Origin of the sequence: Priestia sp. TSO9 (assembly GCF_021029645.1) — a bacterium.
GTDB lineage: Bacteria > Bacillota > Bacilli > Bacillales > Bacillaceae_H > Priestia > Priestia megaterium_E.
Genome location: NZ_JAJEKD010000015.1, coordinates 966,653 through 981,582, shown reverse-complemented (window position 1 = coordinate 981,582; position 14,930 = coordinate 966,653). Strand labels below are relative to the sequence as shown.

The 14,930-nt window shown below is 37.9% G+C and carries 17 protein-coding genes; 11 read left to right on the top strand and 6 right to left on the bottom strand.

Annotated elements, in window-relative coordinates:
* Nucleotides 1–14: 14 nt before the first annotated feature.
* Entirely contained in the window at nt 15–1,451 is a 1,437-nt protein-coding gene (locus LJC66_RS20295) for a spore germination protein (protein WP_050688336.1), read from the bottom strand.
* A 118-nt stretch (nt 1,452–1,569) separates the two neighbouring features.
* Between LJC66_RS20295 and LJC66_RS20290 the strand changes: the two genes are divergently transcribed.
* The 3 genes from LJC66_RS20290 to LJC66_RS27860 all read left to right on the top strand — a co-directional run bounded on the left by LJC66_RS20290 (nt 1,570) and on the right by LJC66_RS27860 (nt 2,914).
* The gene (locus tag LJC66_RS20290; protein ID WP_050688335.1) at nt 1,570–1,974 is read left to right on the top strand and encodes a secondary thiamine-phosphate synthase enzyme YjbQ; all 405 of its coding nucleotides are present in this window, start codon (nt 1,570–1,572) and stop codon (nt 1,972–1,974) included.
* A gap of 102 nt (nt 1,975–2,076) precedes the next feature.
* On the top strand, nt 2,077–2,202 hold the full coding sequence (locus tag LJC66_RS27865; RefSeq protein ID WP_016765283.1) for a hypothetical protein: 126 nt from the start codon (nt 2,077–2,079) through the stop codon (nt 2,200–2,202).
* A 586-nt stretch (nt 2,203–2,788) separates the two neighbouring features.
* Complete coding sequence (locus LJC66_RS27860; protein WP_013058681.1) at nt 2,789–2,914, top strand: hypothetical protein; 126 nt, start codon at nt 2,789–2,791, stop codon at nt 2,912–2,914.
* A gap of 149 nt (nt 2,915–3,063) precedes the next feature.
* On the opposite strand, the gene LJC66_RS20285 is transcribed toward LJC66_RS27860, so the two are convergent.
* Together LJC66_RS20285 and LJC66_RS20280 are read right to left on the bottom strand one after the other, a co-directional pair.
* The gene (locus LJC66_RS20285) at nt 3,064–3,606 is read right to left on the bottom strand and encodes a 5' nucleotidase, NT5C type (protein ID WP_028415087.1); all 543 of its coding nucleotides are present in this window, start codon (nt 3,604–3,606) and stop codon (nt 3,064–3,066) included.
* Between the two features lie 139 nt (nt 3,607–3,745).
* Nucleotides 3,746–4,423 carry a C40 family peptidase gene (locus tag LJC66_RS20280; protein WP_057242964.1) on the bottom strand — a complete coding sequence of 226 codons (678 nt, stop codon included), beginning with the start codon at nt 4,421–4,423 and terminating at the stop codon, nt 3,746–3,748.
* A 345-nt stretch (nt 4,424–4,768) separates the two neighbouring features.
* Between LJC66_RS20280 and pfkA the strand changes: the two genes are divergently transcribed.
* The gene (gene pfkA, locus LJC66_RS20275) at nt 4,769–5,728 is read left to right on the top strand and encodes a 6-phosphofructokinase (protein WP_013058678.1); all 960 of its coding nucleotides are present in this window, start codon (nt 4,769–4,771) and stop codon (nt 5,726–5,728) included.
* A 26-nt stretch (nt 5,729–5,754) separates the two neighbouring features.
* Here pfkA and LJC66_RS20270 read toward each other — a convergent pair whose 3' ends face one another.
* Nucleotides 5,755–5,898, bottom strand: coding sequence for a hypothetical protein (locus LJC66_RS20270; protein WP_013058677.1), 144 nt, complete (start codon nt 5,896–5,898; stop codon nt 5,755–5,757).
* Between the two features lie 158 nt (nt 5,899–6,056).
* On the opposite strand from LJC66_RS20270, the gene LJC66_RS20265 reads away from it, so the two are divergent.
* The 5 genes from LJC66_RS20265 (at nt 6,057) to safA (ending at nt 10,281) form a co-directional block, all read left to right on the top strand.
* On the top strand, nt 6,057–6,455 hold the full coding sequence (locus LJC66_RS20265; protein ID WP_013058676.1) for a universal stress protein: 399 nt from the start codon (nt 6,057–6,059) through the stop codon (nt 6,453–6,455).
* 12 nt (nt 6,456–6,467) lie between these two features.
* Nucleotides 6,468–7,187 (top strand): NAD-dependent protein deacylase, encoded by a 720-nt coding sequence (locus LJC66_RS20260; protein WP_195696074.1) that lies wholly within the window; start codon nt 6,468–6,470, stop codon nt 7,185–7,187.
* 114 nt (nt 7,188–7,301) lie between these two features.
* Complete coding sequence (locus LJC66_RS20255) at nt 7,302–7,532, top strand: YuzI family membrane protein (protein WP_195697142.1); 231 nt, start codon at nt 7,302–7,304, stop codon at nt 7,530–7,532.
* Nucleotides 7,533–8,144: 612 nt separating this feature from the next.
* Nucleotides 8,145–9,509 (top strand): hemolysin family protein, encoded by a 1,365-nt coding sequence (locus LJC66_RS20250; protein ID WP_195696075.1) that lies wholly within the window; start codon nt 8,145–8,147, stop codon nt 9,507–9,509.
* A 148-nt stretch (nt 9,510–9,657) separates the two neighbouring features.
* Nucleotides 9,658–10,281 (top strand): SafA/ExsA family spore coat assembly protein, encoded by a 624-nt coding sequence (gene safA, locus LJC66_RS20245; RefSeq protein ID WP_082178423.1) that lies wholly within the window; start codon nt 9,658–9,660, stop codon nt 10,279–10,281.
* Between the two features lie 41 nt (nt 10,282–10,322).
* Here safA and LJC66_RS20240 read toward each other — a convergent pair whose 3' ends face one another.
* Complete coding sequence (locus tag LJC66_RS20240) at nt 10,323–11,429, bottom strand: mechanosensitive ion channel family protein (RefSeq protein WP_230933442.1); 1,107 nt, start codon at nt 11,427–11,429, stop codon at nt 10,323–10,325.
* Between the two features lie 291 nt (nt 11,430–11,720).
* Between LJC66_RS20240 and LJC66_RS20235 the strand changes: the two genes are divergently transcribed.
* Together LJC66_RS20235 and LJC66_RS20230 are read left to right on the top strand one after the other, a co-directional pair.
* A complete protein-coding gene (locus LJC66_RS20235; RefSeq protein WP_028410933.1) occupies nt 11,721–12,686 on the top strand; it encodes a bile acid:sodium symporter family protein in 966 nt (321 codons plus the stop codon).
* Between the two features lie 157 nt (nt 12,687–12,843).
* The gene (locus LJC66_RS20230) at nt 12,844–13,296 is read left to right on the top strand and encodes a CBO0543 family protein (RefSeq protein ID WP_014458594.1); all 453 of its coding nucleotides are present in this window, start codon (nt 12,844–12,846) and stop codon (nt 13,294–13,296) included.
* Between the two features lie 62 nt (nt 13,297–13,358).
* On the opposite strand, the gene LJC66_RS20225 is transcribed toward LJC66_RS20230, so the two are convergent.
* A complete protein-coding gene (locus LJC66_RS20225) occupies nt 13,359–14,792 on the bottom strand; it encodes an alanine/glycine:cation symporter family protein (RefSeq protein ID WP_230933441.1) in 1,434 nt (477 codons plus the stop codon).
* Nucleotides 14,793–14,930: the final 138 nt, after the last annotated feature.

Sequence of the window (14,930 nt, the reverse complement as noted above, 5' to 3'; positions counted from 1 at the left end):
TGGTCCTCCTTTTGTCAGTTTTGTTGAGATTTATTTTTAGACTGTTTTAGACTTTTGTTTGGAAGACGAACATAAGAGTCTTTCCACGCTTTTTTATTTAACGCAAAAAACGGTTTGAAGTAAGCCATACCAAAACTTTCGAGTTTGGTTAGATGAATGACGAGTACAAGAAAAAACATGGTAACTCCGTATAATCCAAAGATTGCTGCAATCATCATAGATACGAAACGCAAAATTCGAAACGAAAGGCCAATTCCGTACTGTGGAACGGTGAAGGACGCAATTGCCGATACGGATACAACAATAATCATAACGGAGCTAACGATATGGGCTTCCACCGCAGCTTGACCAATAACAACTCCGCCTACAAGTCCAACTGTTTGTCCAACTGGAGTAGGGAGACGCAGTCCGGCTTCACGCAATAATTCAAGCGTCACTTCCATAACCACTGCTTCGATAAAAGGAGAAAAAGGAACGTTTTCTCGTGTGGCCGCAATAGTAATAGCTAGCTCCGTTGGAAGCAGACCTTGGTTAAATGAAACGAGTGAAATATAAATAGCCGAAAAGAATAGGGTAATAAAAATAGACAAGTACCTTAGTAATCTTAGCAATGAACCCGCTATCCATCTTTCGTAATAATCATCGGGTGATTTCATAATCATATCGAAAGTTGTAGGCACTAAAAGAGCAAAAGGAGAACCATCTACTAAAATGGCTACTCGCCCTTCATTCACCGCAGCGAGAACACGATCTGGTCTTTCTGTATTTTGTACTTGAGGGAACGGTGAGTAAGGTGCTTCTTCTAAAAATTCTTCAATCATTCCTGAATCTTGAATGTTATCTAAAGGAATGTCTAACAATTTCTCTCGGACTTGATTCACAATGTGAGTTTGACAGTGTTTATTATGAAAAATGATGCTTGTTCGATGTTCCTTTGCATTTCCAATATAAATGTCTTCAATAACCATTTCTTCTTCGGTAGAACGCTGCCTTAAAAGACCTAGGTTTTCATCTAAGTTTTCGATAAGAGCAATTTTAGGGCCTCGTACTACTTTTTCTGTTGTAGGTTCACTTAAAGAGCGCTGTTTGGTCATAGACATATTCAGCGAGTATGCCGTGGTGCTTTCGCTAATGAACAGCAAGGGCTGACCTTTAAAAAAACACGAGATCGCTTGCTTGTATGTATAAACTTCTTTGTCTTTAATGACAGAAATAAACGAATCGATGTCATCGAGTGTTTGCGTTTCACTTTTTGCTTTTGTCTCAACAACATGCTGAGTAAGATTATCAAGTTTTTCTCCGTCTACTAATCCTTGGAGATAAATAATACATATATATTTTGTGGGAGACAGCCATAATTTTTTGGAACCAACATCTGTATTTTGACCCACCAAATCTAGAAACGTTTGAACGGTATAGTCTGCATTGGGCTGAAATTTTGAATCGAGCATAAATAAACTCACCGCCTGTTGTGTTAATGAGCTTAGTGTTTACGATGTAAAAACGAGTTATGCGAAAAATGTGGAAGAATAGAAAAGATATGTTATGGTAAAGAAAAGAGGTGATGGTATGCTACATTCATTTACGTTAAAAACGAATAAGCGTGACGAAATGATTGACGTGACGAGTCAGGTACAAGCATTAATAAGAACAGAAGGATTAAAAGAGGGGGCTGTAGTTGTTTACTGTCCTCATACAACCGCTGGTATAACAATTAATGAAAATGCGGATCCGGATGTAAAAACCGATATGATCCGACGTTTCGATGAAGTATATCCTTGGGAACATAGGTTAGATCTTCATATGGAAGGAAATACAGCTGCGCATCTCAAAGCGAGCACGGTCGGCTCCTCTCAGCATATAATCATTCACGATGGGCAGCTGCTGCTAGGAACGTGGCAAGGAATTTATTTTTGCGAGTTTGATGGACCAAGGACTCGTACGTATTATGTGAAAATTTTATCCCTACAATAACTTTTTTTCATACTCATTGTCCAACTTTCTTTTTAAAGTTGTTATAAAACAAATTTTAGTTAATATAAATGTTATATAACAGTTAAAGGGAGAGATTGAACAATGGAAAAGATCGGTGCAGAACAAGAAACAGTGAAAAAAGAAAACGAAAAAACAAATTTTACATGGGTGGAAGAATACCCAACTATTTTAGACATTGTCAATGAGTATTACAGTACGTGTCGATAAATAAAGTGAAGAGACAAAATTATTTTAATTGAAAGAAGATCCGAATGAGTTTGATTCTTGCTTGAGAATTTAACGCGTTCGGATTTTTTCATTGGTAGGGTGGACGTAGGTTTCGTGTAGGTAGACGAGGAGGCTCATCGGCCGCTGACGGAAAACGAAGTCTTACACGGAAATCAACAGCGATGCAACAAGCAGTCGAGATCATTTATCTCACTTGTTCATCGTTAGGTTGGATTGATTTAGTTATGTCTCAATATCTTTTTTTATAAAAAAAGATATAATAGTAGCAATTTTCCTAAAAGGTTTAATATAATAAATATTAGGGTACTAAATAGTATGAAATAAAGATAAAACGCATCGTTTCATACTATTTCCTTTTTTACCGCTAGTATAGCCTTGAAGAAAAAGTTTCATTTGATATACTAACTATACGCTTAGTCTTTAAGAGAAAGATGAAGATTCATTGTCATTATTACACGCAGTGAATGAGCTGCCTTTGCTTGGCGAAAACGTCGTACAAACAAAGACAGATAGCGAATTGTTTTGGGTGCGTTCATTTAGTTCAAAACAGGGAGGCGATTAGTCTATGTTACTTGTACGTATGGCCATGATTGGTTTCTTTTCATTAACAGCCATATCATTGTTTTCTTTTCAGTCTGTTGAAATTATCCATGCCATTATGGACTTTTTCTCATCAGCTGATAAGTACTGAAAAACGATATCTTTTTTAAATAAAAAGCGGATAACCCTTAGGGGCTATCCGTCAAAAACCGCCCAAAAGGCGGTTTTTTTATGCTTGTAGCTGTGCTAACAAACGCACTGCATTCATTCTCTGGTGACAAAGTCCACGTGTTTTTTAGCTCAACATTCGTTAAAATAAGTATTTACGTACTGTTCAAACTGAAGCCAATCGTCCACGCGAGGGACATTTACTTCTTCGTTATACGGGTAGCTCATGGCAACAGCATGGCGACCTGTAGCTTGAAAAGCCTTCAAATTATGTGGTGCATCATCAAATAGCAAGTCTCCATATATTTTATCTTTTTGGTGTGTAAACACGATATTGTATTTTCCGATAAACGGAAGGTGTTTCTCAACCCACTGCTCTTTTTCTGTATAAGCATAGGTACGGCTGCTTGTGACAATTAAAATAGAAAACCTTTCATAAAGTCGTTTAAGAACCTCAACAGCATGAGGGAGAGGTTGTAAATGTAAAAAAAGCCCCGGCTGATCAAGGTAGTCATAAATTTTCGTGCCACATTCCGGCTTTACATACTTTTCTGATTCCCAGCATTTTAACTTTTCAACCGATAAGCTGTCGCAATAATCTTTGTTATATTGGTTATGCCAATCCGTCATAAGATCACAAATGACAGAATCCATGTCAATTAAAAGGGTGTGCATTTATTCAACTTCCTTTACAGTATTCATCTACACGCTTGGTTTTGCAATGTAATGTGCTGCTTCTACTATACCAAATCTTTTACATGCAGAAAAAGGGCAAGCCGCATCAAAATCGCACAGCTTGCCCTTTTTATAGAAACTACATTCTTTTAGCACCTAAATAGCGTTTGCTCCAATAGCTCTCTTTTAGAGAAGAGATGCTCACACCTTTAGATGAAGAGCAGTGAAGGAATTGGTTATTTCCTAAATAAATTCCTGCATGAGAAGGCCCTTTTGTATAAGTTTGGAAGAACACAATATCTCCAGCTTTTGGACTTGAGACGCGCGTTCCTTTTTGATAAATTTGAGCTACTGTTCGAGGAAGCTGAACCCCGCCGCCATGTTTGAACGCATAGCCAATAAAACCGCTGCAGTCAAAGCCGCTTGGCGTGGTTCCGCCCCAGCGATATCGAACGCCCATATACTGTTTTCCTTTGTTAATCACTGCGTTAGGGTTATAGCGCGCTGAGCTAGAAGGCGATTTGCCCTTTGCTGAAACGCCTAGTTTAGCATACGTTCCTTTTCCGACAATACCATCTGCTGCTAGTCCATTTTTGCGCTGAAATGATTTTACAGCAGAAGTTGTAACAGTCCCAAAGTATGTAGTCGTATTCCCTTTAAAATAACCTTTATTTTTCAACGTTTGTTGTAGTTGTTTAACATCTTGGTGATTCATGCCTTTGCGAAGCGTTTGGTCGCCTAGAGCCGCTTGGCTGACAATCGGGCTAGTAGAAACAATAACGCCAGCAAGCGTAAGAGCTGCTATTACTTTTTTCATAAAACTAGTACCCCCTGAAAATTTTTCCTGATTTGAGTAAATTCATCATATCATCTTTCGACAGTGTTCTATGTTACAATTTCATTACATATATGAAAAAAATGAAATATAAAGGTGAATATAGTCTTATAAAAGCTGTAACTAAAAGGGTTCTTTAGATGTGCAATATCGCTAGAAAAACTTTGAATATTTGACGGTAAATAACTAAAAGATATGAAAAAGTATGTACATTTAAAATTTAACAAAGAAATATGTTGTGAATTACTACACAAAAAGTTCGAACTCGGGTAAAATGTAGAACTATAATATAGTAGTCATGTATGTGACTTTGATGAGGTGAAAGTAATGAAAAGAATAGGTGTATTAACAAGCGGCGGAGATTCTCCAGGTATGAATCCTGCGGTTCGTGCTGTTGTGCGTAAAGCAATTCATGAAGGTATGGAAGTTTACGGTATCTACCAAGGATATCAAGGGTTAATAGAAGGAAATATTAAAAAGCTAGAAGTTGGAGATGTTGGTGACATCATTCAACGCGGTGGAACTATGCTTTATTCTGCAAGATGTCCAGAATTCAAAACAGAAGAAGGGCGTTTAAAAGGTATTGAAAACCTTAAGAAGCATGGTATTGAAGGCTTAGTAGTTATTGGTGGAGACGGATCATACATGGGAGCTGTAAAACTAACAGAGCTTGGTTTCCCTTGTATTGGTATCCCAGGAACAATTGATAACGACATTCCAGGAACAGATTTTACATTAGGATTTGATACGGCTCTTCATACGGTTATCGATGCCATTGATAAAATCCGTGACACGGCGACTTCTCATGAACGTACGTTTATTATTGAAGTTATGGGTCGTAATGCAGGAGACATTGCTCTTTGGTCAGGTCTTGCTGGAGGTGCGGAAACAATCCTTATCCCAGAAGCAAAAGATGAGTTCCAAGAAATGGTTGATCGTTTGAGAAAAGGACAAGAGCGCGGTAAAAAGCACAGCATTATCGTAGTAGCTGAAGGTGTAGCCAATGGTAATGAAGTAGCGAAGCAGCTTCATGAAGCTGCAGGTATTGAAACGCGTGTAACAGTATTAGGACACATTCAGCGCGGTGGTTCCCCAACTGCTCAAGATCGCGTGCTAGGAAGCCGTTTCGGCGGTCGTGCAGTGGAGCTTTTGCTAGAAGGTAAAGGCGGCCGTGCAATCGGTATCCGTAAAAATGAAATTGTAGATTATGATATTATGGAAATTTTAGGTGAACCTCACCATATCAATGCTGATATGTACCGTTTATCTAAAGAACTTTCAATCTAATCACAGTGTTGCTGAGGCGAAACTTCTTATATGGAAGGAGTTTCGTCTTTTTTTGATTGCATCCCTGTCCCTTCGCAGTGTTTGCATGTTTTCATGTAACCGATACCAGGAATAACGGCTAGCTTTCCGAGTCCTTTGCAAAAAGTGCAAATTAATTCAAAACCAAACATCGTTCCATCCCCTCTGTACAAGTTTTCTTTCAGTTTATCATAAAAGTAGACAAATAATTTTAAAAATTATAGAAATAATCAAAAAAATGATTACATTTGAACAGCGAGTGATATAGTAAAGAGAGAAGACCATTTTACAAAAGAGGAGAGGAAGCGTGATGTTTAAACGAATTTTACTTGCCTCAGATGGCTCAGAGCATGCAGCTAAAGCAACAGAAAAAGCCGTTCAGCTGGCTCAGCTGACGGAAAACAGTTTTATTCAAGTTATTTATGCAGTAGAGGGTGATTCAAGATTAAAATCACTTAGCCGCGATGAGGAACGGGAAAGTCGGATACATACAACAGATGAAATTTTAAAGCAAGGAAACGTGGAGTATGAGATTACGTTTATGCACGGAGACGCGGCTAAAACAGTAATTCAATTTGCTAATCAAAATTCATTTGACCTTGTAGTAATAGGAAGCAGAGGGTTAAACCCTGTAAAAGGCATGCTGCTTGGAAGCGTTAGTTCTAAGATTGCACAGCAAGTAACGATTCCTGTGCTAATTGTTAAATAGGAGAGAAATGCAATGGTAAAACAGTACAAAGAATTAAAACAGCTTATTGATGATGCTAAACACATTTGTTTTTTTACGGGAGCAGGAATGAGCACAGAGTCGGGTATACCTGACTTTCGCTCCCAAAATGGCTTATATCGCCAAAACAAAAGCTTTGTGGACGTAGTAGCTGCTGACTTCTATGAACAGTATCCTCATGAATTTTGGCCGCTGTTTAAAGAAATTTTTCATATTAAAATGCTGCATCAGTATAAAGCAAATACGGGCCATCGCTTTATTGCTGAATTAGAAGAAGCCAAAACCGTGCATGTAATTACGCAAAATATTGATGGCTTGCATCAAGATGCAGGAAGCACGAACGTTTTTGAAATTCATGGGTCCATTAAGAGAGCTCATTGTCCGAGCTGTAAACAAGAGTATGACTTAGCGTATTTAAATCAGTCAGCGCTCCCACAATGTACAGCGTGTGAGCGCCTTTTAAAGCCAAATGTTGTTCTTTTTGGAGATGCCATTCATCAGTTCGATGAAGCAGTTACAGCAGCGCTGTCATCTGATTTATTCATCGTGCTTGGTTCATCACTTGAAGTAGCACCGATTAATCAGATTCCGCTGCTTGTGAGCCGGTACAATCGTACAAACATGGTGATGATTAATAAAGAACCTACGCATTACGATTATTTGTTTGATTTGGTTATCTATGATTCCATTGGACAAGTGGTCGCAAATTTATAAGCGTCTATGCATGGACATAGCGCTTTTTTAGCATTTAGTGATAAAGTGTAGGGATGTATCATATGGTGTAGTACATCATCCATTCGCTAATGGATAGAAGGGATGTTTGCGTATATGAGTGGAGGCTTGAGAGTTTGTCTCTTCATTGTTGGTATTGCACTCAAAGTGACATCTGTTTTGACTTTGATTTTTGAAATGAATCTCGTCCCTATTCACGGAAGGAGTCTCGCATATTATGCTGAAGCAATAGGTATGAAACTCCCCCTTATCTGTTTTGTCTTTGGTTTTTTTTGTGTAGCAGCAAGCTTTTATTTACCTGCTAAAAATCGCCGCACTAGTAAATAGCAAGGGCAGGAGACTAACTAAAACGTTTGACTGCAAAGTTTTTAACATTTAAAATAAAGTCAATAAGTTTAAAAAGAAATAGGATAATTATTCCTTAATCTTTTTAGATATACGGAAATAGAGGTGATTGGATGGGGCAGTGTACCACGTTGGCGAAGTAGCATTATATGCACCAGTGTCAAAGCGTACAATACAGTATTATACAAACCAACATTTGCTTCACGCATATCGCTCTTTATCACATAATCGCTCTTTTAAGACGTTAACAGACTTTAACTTTATAAAGATTGGAAACTACTAAATTTTTTATAAATGAATGAAAGAGAGAACCAGCGCTGAAGCAACATCATGAAATGAAGCGATGTGAGCCATTGCTTCACATCTAGAACAGCTGAATAAAGAATGACCTGCTACATTAACGAGTGAAACGTGAGATAAGGAAGAAAGACTGGCAGTTTTGCTCCATATAAAAATGTTTATACATTTATCATGTGATTCCTCCTTATAGGCACTTTTCCAAGTGATCAGTACAGGGATAGAGTTCTTTATCCAAATTTTTTATTTTTTAGGAGGTGAGTCCTTACTCGTTTTTAAACGAGCTAAGGAACTTGATTGGACATATTTAACTTGATTTTACTAGCGGTACTGATTGCATTAACTGCTTTTTTCGTTGCTACCGAGTTTGCGATTATTCGCGTGAGGAGTTCCAAAGTGGATCAGCTTATAGCAGAAGGGAGCAGCAATGCAAAAGCTGCGAAGCAAGTTATTTCAAATTTAGATGAATACTTATCTGCGTGTCAGCTTGGTATTACGATTACTGCGCTGGGAATTGGTTGGTTAGGAGAGCCTACACTTTCGCATCTCCTCTCCCCATTACTTGATCAACTAGGGATAAGCGGAGCTTTAACAAAAGTACTATCTGTTGCGATTTCTTTTGCGATTGTTACATTTATAAATGTTGTGGTCGGAGAGCTTGCTCCGAAAACATTTGCAATTCAAAAAGCAGAGAAAGTCACTTTATTATTTGTTCGTCCGCTTATACTCTTTTATAAAGTAACCTATCCTTTCATTTGGCTATTAAACAGTTCTTCTCGTTTAATAACAGGGTTATTTGGTCTAAAGCCTGCTTCAGAAAATGAGCTTGCACACAGTGAAGAAGAGCTTCGCATCTTGTTATCAGAAAGCTATAAAAGCGGTGAAATCAATCAATCGGAGTTTAAATATGTAAGTAAAATTTTTGACTTTGATGATCGCGTTGCCAAGGAGATTATGGTGCCGCGTACGGAAGTCGTTTCGATTGACCAAGAAGATACGGTCGAATACATCCTTGAGATGGTCCAAGAAGAGCGGTTTACCCGCTATCCGGTCATTGATGGAGATAAAGACCATATTATTGGAATGGTCAATATGAAAGAGATTTTAACCGAGATTGTCATGAATAACAGCAAGGAAAAAATAGATTTAAAACAGTATATCCGTCCTGTTATTGAAGTAATTGAATCGATTCCTATTCATGATTTATTGCTTAAGATGCAGCGTGAACGCATCCATATGGCTATTTTAATTGATGAATACGGTGGAACAGCAGGGATTGTAACAGTAGAGGATATTTTAGAGGAAATTGTCGGTGAAATTCGTGATGAATTTGATGCAGATGAACTTCCATTAATTCAGAAAGTCAAACCTGATCATTATATTGTAGATGGAAAATTATTGGTAAGTGAGCTTAATGAGCTGCTTGGCACAACAATTGATGATACGGATGTTGATACAATTGGAGGCTGGGTCTTGACGGAGAAATATGACGTCAAGCAAGGAGAAAGCCTTAGCTTTGAACAGTATGACTTTACCGTTACGAAAATGGAAGGCCATCACATTCAATATATTGATGTGATCAAAAAACGTCAGGTGCATCAAATCACAGATGAAGCGGTTAATGTGTCGGACATGAACCAGTCACAAGCTTTATCTTCATAATAAGAAGGCGCATTGCGAAAGAGCAGTGCGTCTTTTTGTTATAGAAAAGTGTGCGGGGAAGATGACAAAGTGAGACAAAGTCATATGATGGAACTAAGGGATAATATTACCGCTATGAATCTTAAAATCAATTTGCTTTAATAAAAGTATGAAAACTCTATCAAAACTTTTATTAGTAACATTGTTGTCTGTCACTCTAGCTTTTGGTCTTAATAACACTGCGCAAGCAGCAACCGTACATACCGTTCAATCGGGAGATACGATGTGGAAAATAGCAGTAAAATATCAGGTTGGCGTTTCCGAGCTGATTGAAGCGAATTCTGCTATTAAAAATCCTAATTCGATCTATCCGGGACAGAAAATTACTATTCCAACCGATAAAGCAGGAAGTTCATACGAAGAGCAAGTGGTTCAGCTAGTGAATCAAGAACGTGCTAAAGCAGGACTTAAGCCTTTAAAGTCTAATTGGGAAGTAGCTCGCGTTGCTCGCTATAAATCGCAGGATATGATTGATAAAAATTATTTCAGTCATACATCACCTACATATGGAAGTCCGTTCGACATGATGAAAAACTTTGGCATTACATACAGTACAGCAGGTGAAAATATTGCTGCTGGACAAGCAACTCCAAAAGAAGTGGTTAACGCATGGATGAATAGCGAAGGTCACCGTAAAAACATACTATCGAGTCAATTTACCGAAATCGGAGTAGGTTACGCTAAAGGCGGAAGCTACGGCCATTACTGGACTCAAATGTTCATTTCAAACTAAAAAAGAAAGGAAAAAAAGCTGACTACTAAGTCAGCTTTTTTTTAGCTTCGAGCACTTTCTAGAAATTCTTTTGGATTGCCAGAAAGCTTTCCGTCCTGCTCAACGATGAGTGTGCGCGTCGGGAAGGCAAATTCTACGCCTTCTTCTTCAAGAATGTCCATAATTTCGAAGTTTATATTTTCTTTTACATCTAGATAATCAGCAAAAACGGTTGTATTTGTAAAGAAATACAGATAGATATTTAGACTAGATTCATAGAAGCCGTCAAAATTTACAAGAATCGTTTCATTGTGAATTTCTTCGTGCTCAGTCAGCATTTTTTTAATTCTTGCCACCACGGTTTCTAACTTTTCTTTTGGTGTATTATAATTCAAGTTTAAATGAAAGGCAATTTGGCGTTTCCCCATTTTAGCCCAGTTAATAATAGGTTCATTAGAAAGAGTAGCATTTGGAACCGTTACGACTGCTTGAGCGAACGTTCGGACTTTGGTGCTTCGAAACGTAATATCTTCTACAACGCCTTCAACACTAGGTGTTTTAATCCAATCTCCAATGGTAAAAGGCTTTTCGGTAATAATTACAATTCCGCCGAATAAATTACTAACGGTGTCTTTTGCGGCTAGGGCAAAAGCAAGACCACCTAAGCCAAGACCAGCTACAAAGCCGTTTACGTTAAAACCCCATTCTTCTGCGATGATGGAGATAGAAAGCATAACAACAACGATGCGGATGAACTTTTCAATAAAAGGAATAATGATTCGATCCACTTGGATATCAAAATTTTTGGCAAACGTTGCAAAAAATAAATTGGTAGAAGCAGCTAAATTATACAAGCCCCATCCTGCAAGGCCAACAGAAGCTGAACGAACTAAATGCCTTTCCGTGTCAGCTGTTAAAACATCAAAGGGAAGATAGGGAAGAGCAAGCTTAAAACCCATAATCACAAAGATCCAGCGCAGCGGCTTTTCAAAAGCTTCTAAAACGCTCGTAATTAAATTGATTTTTTTATTTTTGACAAAACCAATAATAAACTTAAACAAATAAGTCGTGAAAAGCTTGCGAAGAATTAAAAAGATCAAAAAGATCCCAATCGCAATCACGATTTTTTTCCAATCATCTAACGATGACAGAGACTTCAAAAAATCCATACAATCCTCCTAGTTACCAAAACTGTGCTACAGTCCATTTATATCCGTCGATTGAAAGCATTCCTATGTAGAGTGTTCTTTACCCTAAATTCATGCTTTTTAAAAGCTTCTTCCCTATTAAAATAGCACAAAAATACCTGTAAATCTATTTAAGTGATAATTATGAATATATCTCTTTTTAGCAAAAGAGACAGGCAATAGTCTGAAAATAAGTTGTATAATAAATAGGTGATATTATAAACGTTAATTTATCTTATTATTTATTTAAAACATGCGTTGGAGGGAGAAGCTTTGTTAAGTCAATTAAATAGAATGCTAGAAAAATTGATGCCGTTTATTACGCCTGTCAGCTTGCTCATAGGAGTTCTTATCGGTTCGTCCTTAAGTCAGTATACCTTCTTAATTCCCTGGCTTTTTGCATTAATGACGTTTGCCGGAAGTTTGAATTCAAACTTTCACCAGTTAAATGCCACGATACACCGCCCATTTCCAATCATTATGGCCCTGTTTGTTTTACATATTTTTATGCCAGCGTGGGCTTGGAGCGTTGGCCAAGTGATTTTTCCACATGATGTATTTACAAGCACGGGTCTTTTGCTAGCAGCGATTATTCCAACAGGAGTGACTAGTTTTATATGGGTCTCGATTTACAAAGGAAGCATTCCTCTTGCGCTATCCATTATTTTAATTGATACTCTTTTGGCGCCGCTTATCGTTCCTTATACGCTTTTATTGGTGGTTGGAGACACCGTGCATTTGGAAGCGCTGAAGTTAGTCAAAGATTTATGTTTTATGATTGTCCTTCCATCTTTGTTAGGCATGTGCTTAAATCAATATACAAAAGGAACAATTAAGCAGACATTAGGACCAAAGCTGGCACCTGTTTCGAAAATAGGGCTAAGTGTGATGGTTATGATAAATGGGGGAGTGATTGCACCTTATTTAAAACATATTGATAAAAAACTGCTGTTTATTATCGTGATTGTCTTTTTAATGAGTTCAGCTGGTTATTTCTTCAGCTGGATGATTGGCAAATGGCTAAGATGGGACCGAGCAAAAGTTGTGACGCTTACGTTTTGCGGAGGCATGAGAAATATTAGCGCCGGAGCCGTGTTAGCCGTATCTTATTTTCCAGCTCCCGTTGCTGTACCGGTTGTGCTAGGGATGTTATTTCAGCAGGTATTAGCTGCTTTATCAGGGCGTTTAGTTCAAAACTATTACGAGAAAAAAGACGCTGAATTTGTTTCGTTAAAATAAATGGAAAAAGCAAGGGACGAACTACAGTAATCATAAATTAAGCACTCTGCTTTAACGATCAGAGATAAGGTACTTTTACACTTGCTCAGTTCAATATAATGAGATGATTAGAAAAAGGTACGGTGTGACATACTAGAAAGAAAAAGGTCGGATATTCTTGCTTATTAATATAGCGCTGGCGTTTGTTTTACCTTGGGTTTTCGGCACCCTCTATTTACATCCTAAAAATCGTCGTTTACTGCCTTTAGTAGGAACTGCTTTTTGCATTTTAGCAATCGTTATCAATGAATTAGGGAGCTATTATGGCTTTTGGAAACTCCGGACTTCTTTAGAAAATGAAGCATTAGAAGCGCTGCCTTTTAATTTAGGTGTCTATCCTGTATTGGCCAGCTATATGATTTTTTTAATCCAGCGAATCGGAAAGCCTCATTTTTTTATTTTTCTTATTGCGCTGCTTACAACATTTTTAGAAGGAACGTATATGTATACGGACAGAGTGATATATGGAAACGGATGGAATCTCGGCTGGACATTTTTTTCCTACTGGATTCCGTACAGCGTGATTTATTTGTACTATAGGTATTTGGTGAATCTTAGACTGCTTCATTAGAAGGAAGAAAAAGAAGTAAATATGCGCATTAAAAAAAGCCGTGAATATTCACGGCTTTTTTGTTAAATTGCTTTTTTTGAGCTAGATTTATCTTCTGAATGATCCCATGCATCAATATTATCAAGTCCAGAAATACTGTCTTGATAGAAGACAGGGTCTTTTCCAGCTTTCTTTTGGGAAAGATAATCTTTAAGTGCAGAAAAGGCCACTTTCGAAAGCAAGAGAATGGCAATTAAGTTGACTACTACCATAAAGCCCATAAACAGGTCTGCTAAGTCCCATACAAGCTGAATTTGAGAAATAGAACCGAACACAATCATTGCAAGTACAGCAACACGATAAGTCATCAGCCAAGCTTTATTTGTGTTCAAGAACTCAATATTTGTTTCTCCGTAGTAGTAGTTACCAATTAACGTACTAAAAGCAAATAGGAAAATCATAATCGCAAGAGCGCCTGCTGCCCAAGAACCAATATGAGTGCTTAAAGCAGCCTGTGTTAACTCAATACCGCTTAAGTTTTTATTTGTGTAAGCACCTGAAAGTAAAATGATAAAGGCAGTACTACTACAAATAATAAGCGTATCCGTTAATACACCAAAGGCTTGAATCAACCCTTGTTTTACCGGGTGGCTTGTTGTTGCAGCGGCTGCGGCGTTTGGCGCGCTACCCATACCCGCTTCATTTGAGAATAATCCGCGTTTAATTCCTTGCATAAGAGCTGCTCCAAGAGAACCTCCGGCAACTTGCTCAAAACCAAATGCATTCTTAACGATTTGAGCGATAAGAGAAGGCATTTCTTGAATGTTCATGATAATAATGAAGAATGCTACACCAATATAAGCAACAGCGAGTACCACAACAATGTATTCTGACATTTTTGCAATACGCTTAACTCCGCCAAAAATAATCGCAGCGAAAGCCACTGTCATAATAATTCCTAACACTAGACGATTCGTTCCGAACGCATTTTCAAACGCAAGGGTAATCGTGTTTGATTGTACAGCATTAAAAATTAAGCCGAATGATAAAGTGATTAAGATGGCAAAAAGTCCGCCCATCCAGCGCTTTTTTAACCCTTTTTCCATATAGTAAGCCGGTCCGCCTCGGAAGCCGCCGTCTTTGTCTTTTACTTTGTATATTTGTGCTAACGTACTCTCGATAAATGCTGAAGCTGAACCAATAACGGCAAGCACCCACATCCAAAATACAGCACCAGGTCCCCCTAAAGCGATCGCAATCGCAATACCTGTAATGTTCCCCGTACCAACGCGGGCTGCCATACTGATACAAAACGCTTGGAATGGCGAAATTCCGTCTTTAGAAGAGCTATCTGCACCTTCTTTTAATACACGAATCATTTCTTTTAACAGCCGAATTTGTAAAAACTTTGACCTGAATGTAAAAAACAAACCAAATGCAATCAGCATCGCAATCAGTAAGTAGGACCAAAGAAATTCGTTGATTGAACTAACAAAACCTTGAACTACTTCTTGCATAGTTTCACCTCTTCATGAATTATAGTAGAATAATAATAAAAAACGTGAATTTATAGAATTTTCCCTCTATTTAGATAGATCTCCCTATTTCCCCGCTGTTTTTCTTCATTATCCTTGTCGAATCTTGTTGCTAAATCT